The following is a 7,818-nucleotide window of genomic DNA, read 5'->3' as shown; positions in this document are numbered from 1 at the left end:
ACGTTCGGGCTACAACCATCCGCGCCCTCCGGATGTCCTATCAAGTGGGAGCAAAAGGCTCCCCGAACCGCAAGGGGGAAATATGCGAAAGATCCGTACTGCCGCCACCGCCGGAGCGCTGACCACGCTCCTGGTGGCCGCCACCGCCGCCTTCGGCACGACGGCCTCCGCCGCGCCGAACGTCACCCCGCAAGGGGTCTGCGGCACGGCCTACAAGACCGTGAACACGACCTCCGTGGGCAACCTCGGCACGGTGTACCTGACCTACAACGCCTCGAACGGAAAGAACTGCGTCGTCACCATCCGATCCACTCCGGGCACCGCGAAGAGCATGGGTGCCTACCTCTACGTCCCCGACACCGGTGAGTCCACGTCGGACGACGGGACCTACACCTCCTACGCCGGCCCGGTCTACGCCTACGGCAAGGGCCACTGCGTCAGCTGGGGCGGCCACATCGGCAATGTGTACGCCTCCGTGGAGAACTCCAACTGCGCGTCGCTGAAGGAGCAGCGGACCCTCGAAGTTCGCTGATCCGCGCCGCTCACAGGGACCGCCCCCGGCAGCCGCCGGGGGCGGTCCCGCGCGGTGCCGTCCGCCACGAGGGCCGGCCCCGGTCCGCGCTGGTCAGACGCGGTCGCCGCGCCGCCGGCGTACGGCGGTGAAGCCGAGGGCGCCCGCGCCGACCGCGACCAGGCCCGCCGCCGTGATCGCGGTCGCGGAGACACCGCCGCTGCCGGTCCGCGCCAGCTGCGCGGTCATCCCGGACGACGTCGCGCCGCCCGAGCGGCTGACCGCCGGGGTGGGGGAGGGCGACACGGTGGCGGTGGCCGTGGGGGTGGGGCTGCCGGTGGGGGAGGTGGTGGCCGCCGCCTTCACCAGGACCGACGCCGGGTCGCCGCACGAGGTGATGCCCCGGAACGGGATGTCGCCCTCGTTGACGATCGCGCACGGCGAGAGCTCGGTCTTCCCGGCCGGCGCGTCCTTGAGATAGGTCACCCGCACTTCGGCGGACGCGCTGCCGTGCGCGGGGATGGAGACGTCCTTGCCGATGACGTCGAAGCCGTAGACATCCGGTTCGGCGGGCGAGGTGATCGGTTCGAGCGTCGTCCACGTGCCGGAGCGCAGGACCTGCACGGTGGTGTGACGGTTGGTGAACAGCACATCGGTGACGTTCTCGTACGCCGAGGGCGTCGGGTTGTCGACGGTGGCCCGGAAGGTGATGGCCGCCCCGCCGGCGGTCGCGGTCGCGGGCACACCGGACAGCCGGGACGTCAGCCCCTCGACCGCGACCTCGTCCACCTCGCTGTCGCCGGCGGCGCCGGAGGCACCGTGCGAGATCATCGTCGTCAGCTTCAGACGGTCGGCGCCGCCGTTGCTGTCGCCGTGGTGCGGGGTGCCCATCGGCATCCCGAGACGCAGCTGCACCGTCCGCGAGGCGCCCGCGGCGAGCGGGAACGGCTCGGGCAGCTCACCGCCGTACACCGTGCCCTCGACGATGCTCAGCGGGATCGGCTTCCAGTCCTTGCCGTCGAGCCGGTACTCCAGGCTCAGGGAGTTCTCGGTCAGCCCGTTGCCCCCGTCGATGCGGTAGATCAGCCGTGCCGAGGAGGTGTCGGTCGTGCCGGTGTTGGACGCCGTGGTGGTGAAGGCGACCGGCAGCCCGCCGCCGCCGATCTCCGCGGGCGCGGCGGTGTCCACCTCCAGCGTCGGCGCGCCCGTGTCGGCCAGGGCGACCGGGGCCAGGGCGGCTCCGGTGACGGCCAGCAGCAGCCCGGCCCCCATGACCGCGAGCGACGAACGCAGGGTGTGCGCAGTGGTGTTCAAGGTATTTCCCCCCGGTCAGGTATGTGGCGCGGCCGGATGCCGCGCCCACCGGCGACGGGTGGTTCGGCCCGTCGTCCCACCCAGTTGGACAGGCCGTCCGGGCCGCGGGTTGCGACGCCGAATGCCACGGTTCTGTGACAAACGGGCAGGGGCGTACCGGGGTCAGGCGGGCAGCCCGTAGAAGCGCATCGCGGTGTTCGGCACGAAGCCGATCCGGGGATAGACCGGCGCGCCCGCCGCCGTCGCGTGCAGCGTCGCGCGGGTCAGGCCGGTGGCGCGGCCGCCCTCGTACAGCGCCTTGCGCGTCACCGCCTCGCCGTATCCCCGGCGCTCCCAGCGCGGATCGGTGGCGACGAGCACCACGAAGAGCCGGCCCGCCGCCTCCACGGTGGCGGCGCAGGTCACCGGCTCGCCCTGCCGCAACCCCAGATAGGCGTGGACCCCGCTCTTCCACAGCGCGGAGCCGGCGAGGCCGTCGCGGCCGGCCTCCAGCGGGAAGCCGTACGCGCGAGAGTTGAGGTCCGCGTAGGCGAGGAGCTGCGCGTCGTCGGCGACGCGTACGAACTCCAGCTCGGGGTGCGACGGTTCGGGCAGCGGGAGCAGATCGCCGGCCATGCCGGTGCCGGGGAAGGCATGGACCAGGCCGACCCGTTCGGCCGCCGCGTCCAGTGTGGCGCGGGCGTCCTCGTCCAGGAGGTCGTCGAAGACCCAGAGGAAGCCGGGCCGCGTCTTCGCCCGCATGATGTCCGCCGCCTGGCGCAGGCGCTCCCCGGCGAGGGCGGCACCGGTGCCGGTCTCGGTGAGCGTGAGGCAGTTCCAGAACGGGAACGCGCAGTCGGCCCAGCGCACGGCGATTCCGGGCAGATCGCGTACGTCCGCTCCGGCGTCCCGGTCGAGCACCAGGGACCGCCAGCCCACGGCGAGTTGCTCCATCGATTCGACCGCGTCGGCGAGATCCGCCACCACAACTCCTCGGGGTAGAGAGCGTGCGAGAAAGGGGACTTGACTTCGAGCGCACTTCAGCACCGAGCATGAGGGACATGAACAGCGCGAACAACACGAACCCGCAGATCGTCCTCGGTGCCATGGCTTTCGGCACCCAGGTGGACGCAGCCACCTCCTTCGCCATCCTCGACGCCTTCGTGGAGGGCGGCGGCGAATGGCTCGACACCGCGAACTGCTACTCCTTCTGGGCCGACCCCAGCGGTGTCGGCGGGGCCAGCGAGCGGGTCATAGGCGACTGGCTCCGGGCCCGGCCCGGCGCCCGCGAGTCCGTGCGCATCGCGACGAAGGTCCGGCAGAACCCGCTGGTACCGCACGCCTGGCCGGAGAGCGCCGAAGGACTGTCGGCCCATGCCGTCCACGCGGGCATGGCGGAGAGCCTGGAACGCCTCGGCACCGACCATGTGGACCTGCTCTGGGCACACGCCGAGGACCGCACGGTGCCGCTGGAGGAGACGGTGGGCGCCTTCGGCGAACTGGTCGCCAAGGGAACGGCCCTGCGGGTCGGCGCGGCGAACCACACCGCCTGGCGCGTCGAGCGCGGCCGGTCGCTGGCCCGGCAGCAGGGGGTGGAGCCCTGGACCGCGGTGCAGCTGCGCCACTCCCTCGTACAGCCCCGCCCGTCCACACCGCTCGCCGAGAGCGCCCACCGCATGCTCACGCCCGAGGACCTGGACCTGGCCCGCTCCGAGGGGCTGGACGTGTGGGCGTACAGCTCGCTGCTGTGGGGCGCCTACACCCGTCCGGACAAGCAGTTCCCCGACACGTACGACCACCCCGGCACCACCCGGATGCTCGCGGTCCTGGACGAGGTGGCCGCGGAGGTCTCCGCGACGAAGAACCAGGTCGTCCTGGCCTGGCTGCACCGCCAGGGCATCGCCCCCATTGTCGGAGTGAGCCGGGTGGCCCATGCCGAGGAGGCCCTGGCGGCCCGCGACGTCCGCCTCACGGAGGAGCACCTCGCCCGTTTCGAGGACGCCCGCTAGCGCGGAGGTCCGGGGGCGCCCTGCCCGGCACGGCCCCGGCGGGGCAGAGTGGGGGCATGGCCACCTACGAGACCATGCCGTACCACCTGGAGACCGAACGGCTGATCCTGCGCCCCTGGGACGAAGCGGACGCCGCCGAGTTCAGTGAGCTCCTGACCGAACGCGGCAAGGAGACGTACACCGTCGAGCGCTGCCGGAAGGCGATCGCCGGACTGCTCGCCGCCACCGAGCACACACGGATCGCCCTCCTCCCCGTCCAGCGCAAGGAGGAGGGCGACTTCATCGGCTACTGCGGACTGATCATCGGCCGCTCCACCCGGGAGGAGCCGGAGATCGCCTACGAACTGCTGCGCCGCGCGCACCACCGGGGTTACGCCACCGAGGCCGCCCGCGCCGTGGTCGGCGCCGCCGCCGCGACCGGGCGCCGGCGGCTCTGGTCGACCGTCGCCACCTGGAACACGCCCTCGCTGCGCGTCCTGGACAAGCTCGGCTTCGTCCACGACCACTTCTCCACCGAGGAGAACGGCGAAGTCGCCTGGCTCACCCGCGCGTTGCCGTAGAGCCGGCCGCCGTCAGCGGCGGCGGTGGGCGAACACCCACCGGTTCCCCTCCAGCGCGTCATTCGGCTCCGGCAGCGGGCCGCGCCCGTGGCGGCGGGTGAACTCGAACGGGGTGTGCGTGGCGGCGGACCAGCCCCTGGCCGCGAGACGGCCCGCCGAATCGGGCCGGGGGCCCTTGTCGAAGAGGTCGAGCAGGTCGATGCCGATCTGCTCGCGCGTCGCCGTGTAGGTCGCGCTGTCCCGGTACACCATGAGGTCCGCCTCCAGCTTCGCCTCGAAGGCCAGCGCGCTGCCCCCGGCGGCCAGCAGATCCACCGTGTCCATCAGATACGTCTCGGCGGCGCCCGGCAGATAGAACAGCAGGCCCTCCACCAGCCAGACGCTCGGCGCGCCGGCCTCGAACCCGGCACCGGTCAGCGCGGTCGCCCAGTCGTCCCGCAGATCGACGGCGACCGGCACCCGCTTCGCCCTCGGGACGGCCGCCGCGTCCGCCAGCACCCGGTGCTTGAAGGCCAGCACACCCGCCCGGTCGATCTCGTAGAACACGCAGTCCGGCGGCCAGTCCAGCCGGAACGCCCGCGTGTCGAGGCCGGCGCCGAGCAGCACCACCTGCCGGGCGCCCGCGAGCACCGACCGTACGACGAAGTCGTCCAGCACCCGTGTACGCAGTCCGAAGTACCGGGCGAACCGCCCCCACAACGGGTCGGCGTCCCCGTCCGGGACCTGCTCGATGCGCACCGGCCAGCCCGCGCACGCCGGGGCCGCCCGCACGAAGTGCTCGGCGTACACATCGCGGGCCAGGCTGTCCCGGCGGTGCGTCTCGATCGACCGGGCGGCGGCCACCAGCAGCGCGGTCAGGCCCACACCCCCGTCCACGCCCGCCGTGTCCGGGCTCGCCGCTATCGTGCCGAGTACCTCGTTCATGGGGTCCTTCCTTCCGGGAGCAGGACGGGTTTGACGACCCGGCCCGCCTCGCAGTCGCGTTCGGCCTCGTTGATGTCGGACAGGGGATAGGTACGGATCAGCTGGTCGAAGGGGAACCGGCCGGCCCGCCACAGCCCGGTCAGTACGGGGATCAGCAGCGCCGGCACCGCGTCCCCCTCGCAGATGTGCCGGACGGCGCGGCCCCGGTCCAGCGTGCCCGGCTCCAGCGCGAGCGGGCTGTGCAGCCGTGCCACCAGGCCCAGCGTGCCGGTGGGCCGCAGCGCCCACAGGGCCTCGTTGACGAGCCGCGGCGACGCCGTCGTGTCGAGCGCGTACCGCGCGCCGCCGTCGGTCAGCCGGCGGATGCGCTCCGCGAGACCGGCCGTACCGGCCGACAGCGGGAGCGCGCCGAACCGCTCGGCGAGCGCCAGCCGTTCGGGATGCCGGTCCACCGCGACGGACGGCACCCCGACGGCCCCGGCCGCCATGACCGCGGCCAGTCCCACCGCCCCCGCGCCCAGCACCACCAGGGTGTCGCCGGGCGCGGCGCGGAAGGTGTTCAGGACGGCCCCGGCCCCGGTGAGGAACCCGCAGCCGAGCGGCCCCAGCAGCTCGACCGGCAGCGCCGGGTCGACGCGGACGGCGTTGCGGGCGGACACCAGCGCGTACGCGCCGAACGAGGACTGGCCGAACCAGCGGGGAGCCAGCTCCTTCCCGTCCGCACCGGTCAGCCGGGCCGGCTCCTGCGCCCGCCCGCCGAAGAGGTTGAGGGAGGCGAAGAAGTCACAGTAGGCGGGGGCGCCGCCCAGGCAACCGCGGCAGTACCCGCACGAGTCGAAGCCGAGCACGACATGGTCGCCGACGCCGATCCGCGACTCCGCGCCGCCGCCCGTCCGCACGACGACCCCGGACCCCTCGTGACCCAGGACCGCCGGCAACGGGCTGCGGCCCGCCGACCGCCGGACCGCGAGATCGGTCCGGCACATCCCGCACCCGGCGATCTCGACCAGCAGCTCACCGGGGGCGAGCGCGCCGTCCAGCACGACGTCCTCGACCGCGAACGGCTCCTCGTACGAGCGCAGCACCGCCGCGCGGAACCGCGTGGGCGTCATGCGTCGGCCTCCGGGCGGTGGACGACGAACGGGCGCAGATTGCCGTACAGCCCCCACGGCCCGCCCGCCACCCCGACGCCGCTGTCCTTGATCCCGGCGAACGGCTGGGCGAGGGACAACTCGGCGTGGTGGTTGATCCACGCCGTGCCGCACTCCAGCCGGCCGGCGACCTCCCCGGCCCGGTCGAGATCGGTGCCCCAGACGGAGCCGCCCAGCCCGAAGCCGGTGCCGTTGGCCGCGGCGACCGCCTCGTCGACGTCCCCGTACGGCAGCACCGGCAGGACGGGCCCGAACTGTTCCTCCGTCACCACCGCACTGCCGGGCGGCACATCGGTCAGGACGGTCGGCGCGAAGAAGTACCCCGGCCCGTCCAGCCGGTGCCCGCCGGCCGCGGCGCGCGCACCGTCCGCGAGGGCCCGTGCGGTCAGCTCCACGACGCGGTCCAGCTGCGGGGCGTTGTTGACCGGACCCAGCCGGACGTCCGGGTCCAGGCCGCTGCCGACCGCGACGGCCTTGGCCCGCGCCGCGAGCGCCTCCACCACCTCCGCGTGCAGCCGCGCGGGCGCGTACACCCGCTTCACCGCCATGCACACCTGCCCGCAGTTGCGGAACGCCGCCCAGAACAGCCGGTCCGCGATGCCCTCCACATCGACGTCGTCGAGCAGCACGGCCGCGTCGTTGCCGCCCAGCTCCAGGGTCACGCGGGCCAGGGAGCCCGCCGCCGCCCCGGCCACCGCCCGCCCGGTGGCCACCGAACCGGTGAACGTGACATGCCGGATGCCCGGATGGGCGGCCAGGCGCGCCCCGAGCGGCTCGCGCCCGGTGACGACCGTCAGCACCCCCTCGGGCAGCACCCCGGCCAGCACGGACCCCAGCAGCCGGGTGGCGAGCGGGGTGTACGGGGACGGCTTGAGGACCATCGTGTTGCCCGCCGCGAGCGCGGGCGCGAACTTCGCCGCCGCCAGTTGCAGCGGGAAGTTCCACGGCACGATCGCGGCGACCGGCCCCAGGGAGCGCCAGCGGACCTCGCTGCGCACCGGCCGGCCGTCGTCGATCCGCCGCGTCCTCGGGGCCAGCTCCGCGAAGTACCGCAGCCGGGCCGCCGTGCGGGCGGTCTCCGCGTACGACTCGGCCAGGGGTTTGCCCTGCTCGCGGGTGAGCAGCCGGGCGAGGTCGTCGGCGGCGGCCTCCACGGCGTCGGCGGCGGCCGGCAGGGCCCGGCTGCGGGCGGCGGGGTCGGCCCGCCAGCCGGTCCAGGCCCGGTGGGCCCGGCCGATCACCGCGTCCAGCTCGTCCGGGTGCTGGTCGGGGGCTTCGCCGAAGGTCTCCCCGGTGGCCGGGTCGACGACCGCGAACCGCGCGCCCCGGCGGGCGGGCGCGCGCTCCTCGCACAACGCGTCGGTCGCGTC

At 74.0% G+C, this 7,818-nt stretch carries 8 protein-coding genes; 3 read left to right on the top strand and 5 right to left on the bottom strand.

Going from position 1 to position 7,818, the window contains the following annotated elements; genetic code table 11:
• Positions 1 to 82: 82 nt before the first annotated feature.
• Complete coding sequence (locus OG710_RS01090; RefSeq protein ID WP_111335009.1) at positions 83 to 532, top strand: spore-associated protein; 450 nt, start codon at positions 83 to 85, stop codon at positions 530 to 532.
• A 93-nt stretch (positions 533 to 625) separates the two neighbouring features.
• Here OG710_RS01090 and OG710_RS01085 read toward each other — a convergent pair whose 3' ends face one another.
• Together OG710_RS01085 and OG710_RS01080 are read right to left on the bottom strand one after the other, a co-directional pair.
• A complete protein-coding gene (locus OG710_RS01085; RefSeq protein ID WP_330237657.1) occupies positions 626 to 1,825 on the bottom strand; it encodes a hypothetical protein in 1,200 nt (399 codons plus the stop codon).
• A gap of 162 nt (positions 1,826 to 1,987) precedes the next feature.
• Positions 1,988 to 2,788 carry a GNAT family N-acetyltransferase gene (locus OG710_RS01080; RefSeq protein ID WP_330237656.1) on the bottom strand — a complete coding sequence of 267 codons (801 nt, stop codon included), beginning with the start codon at positions 2,786 to 2,788 and terminating at the stop codon, positions 1,988 to 1,990.
• A 77-nt stretch (positions 2,789 to 2,865) separates the two neighbouring features.
• Here OG710_RS01080 and OG710_RS01075 point away from each other — a divergent pair, with 77 nt between their 5' ends.
• Positions 2,866 to 3,813 (top strand): aldo/keto reductase, encoded by a 948-nt coding sequence (locus OG710_RS01075; protein WP_330237655.1) that lies wholly within the window; start codon positions 2,866 to 2,868, stop codon positions 3,811 to 3,813.
• 56 nt (positions 3,814 to 3,869) lie between these two features.
• A complete protein-coding gene (locus OG710_RS01070) occupies positions 3,870 to 4,373 on the top strand; it encodes a GNAT family N-acetyltransferase (protein ID WP_330237654.1) in 504 nt (167 codons plus the stop codon).
• Positions 4,374 to 4,385: 12 nt separating this feature from the next.
• On the opposite strand, the gene OG710_RS01065 is transcribed toward OG710_RS01070, so the two are convergent.
• The 3 genes from OG710_RS01065 to OG710_RS01055 are packed head-to-tail and all read right to left on the bottom strand — an operon-like array spanning position 4,386 to position 7,803.
• Positions 4,386 to 5,297, bottom strand: a complete 912-nt coding sequence (locus tag OG710_RS01065; RefSeq protein ID WP_330237653.1) for a class I SAM-dependent methyltransferase — start codon at positions 5,295 to 5,297, stop codon at positions 4,386 to 4,388.
• The gene (locus OG710_RS01060; protein WP_330237652.1) at positions 5,294 to 6,409 is read right to left on the bottom strand and encodes an NAD(P)-dependent alcohol dehydrogenase; all 1,116 of its coding nucleotides are present in this window, start codon (positions 6,407 to 6,409) and stop codon (positions 5,294 to 5,296) included. The genes OG710_RS01065 and OG710_RS01060 overlap by 4 nt, the downstream gene beginning before the upstream one ends.
• A complete protein-coding gene (locus tag OG710_RS01055) occupies positions 6,406 to 7,803 on the bottom strand; it encodes an aldehyde dehydrogenase family protein (RefSeq protein WP_330242123.1) in 1,398 nt (465 codons plus the stop codon). Before OG710_RS01055 ends, OG710_RS01060 begins: the two co-directional genes overlap by 4 nt.
• Positions 7,804 to 7,818: the final 15 nt, after the last annotated feature.

The sequence above is a fragment of the Streptomyces sp. NBC_00525 genome, from assembly GCF_036346595.1.
In the GTDB taxonomy this organism is placed as follows: Bacteria; Actinomycetota; Actinomycetes; order Streptomycetales; family Streptomycetaceae; genus Streptomyces.
This window is presented reverse-complemented; position numbering and strand designations above follow the sequence as displayed.